Genomic DNA, 408 nt, shown 5'->3' with positions numbered 1-408 from the left:
GCTCATGACCGGCTACTGGCGCCTGCCCGAGAAGACCGCCGAAACCCTGGTGGACGGCTGGCTGCACACGGGCGACCGCGGCCTGATCGACGAGCGCGGCTACCTCTACCTCAAGGACCGCCTCAAGGACCTGGTCATCACCGGCGGCTTCAACGTCTACCCGGTGGACGTGGAGAACGCCCTCGGCCAGCACCCGGCGGTCCATGAATGCGCCGTCTTCGGCATCCCCGACGACAAGTGGGGCGAGGCGGTGCAGGCCGCCGTGCAGCTGCGCGCGGGCCATGCCGCCACCGAAGCCGAGCTGATCGCCTTCGTGCGCGAGCGCCTGGGCCCGGTGCAGACGCCCAAGCGCATCCGCTTCCTCGACAGCCTGCCGCGCTCGCCCGTCGGCAAGGTGCTCAAGAACGC

Annotated in this window: 1 protein-coding gene; it reads left to right on the top strand. The window is 70.3% G+C overall.

Annotation, left to right across the window (positions count from 1 at the left end; genetic code table 11):
* Positions 1 to 408 (top strand): class I adenylate-forming enzyme family protein (locus GVL61_RS24625; protein WP_159983888.1); only part of this gene is annotated, 408 nt, incomplete at both ends.

Source organism: Novosphingobium sp. 18050 (assembly GCF_902706195.1).
In the GTDB taxonomy this organism is placed as follows: domain Bacteria; phylum Pseudomonadota; class Alphaproteobacteria; order Sphingomonadales; family Sphingomonadaceae; genus Novosphingobium.
The sequence above is the reverse complement of the archived record's forward strand: the minus strand, read 5'-3'. Positions and strand labels throughout refer to the sequence as shown.